Origin of the sequence: Neobacillus paridis (genome assembly GCF_016765675.1) — a bacterium.
Taxonomy (GTDB): domain Bacteria; phylum Bacillota; class Bacilli; order Bacillales; family Cytobacillaceae; genus Neobacillus; species Neobacillus paridis.
Genome location: NZ_JAESWB010000360.1, coordinates 481 through 860, shown reverse-complemented (window position 1 = coordinate 860; position 380 = coordinate 481). Strand labels below are relative to the sequence as shown.

The following is a 380-nucleotide window of genomic DNA, read 5'->3' as shown; positions in this document are numbered from 1 at the left end:
AGGGGCGCGTCCTTGCTGGCGGCTACGTGATCGAACTCATAAGCGTGCCCATCAATGATGGCAAATCGGTAGATAGTGGCGTCGCCCAGCCGGCCGATCGGATCGGAGAGTCGGTCGGCACGGGCCAAATCCTTGCCATGAAATTCCTTCCCAGCCGCCTTTTGGGTAGCCGACCTTTCCAGTTCGGACTCGATCTTGCCCAGCGAGTCTTTCATGACCCAGAGAAAGCAGATCAGCCCGGCCCACAGCACCAGTTCCAGAAGCACAATGTCCATACGTCCTCCAGACGTCGATTCCATGCTAGCAAAGACCAGCGCCGGAGGCATTGCGCAGCCGCGTGTTTGCTGCAGAGTGGACGCGGGTCGTGCTGTCAATAGGAA

1 protein-coding gene is annotated in these 380 nt (G+C 58.7%); it reads right to left on the bottom strand.

The features are described from left to right. Nucleotides 1-275: hypothetical protein (locus tag JK635_RS29210; protein ID WP_202655866.1), on the bottom strand; the 275-nt coding region annotated here is incomplete at its 3' end. Nucleotides 276-380: the final 105 nt, after the last annotated feature.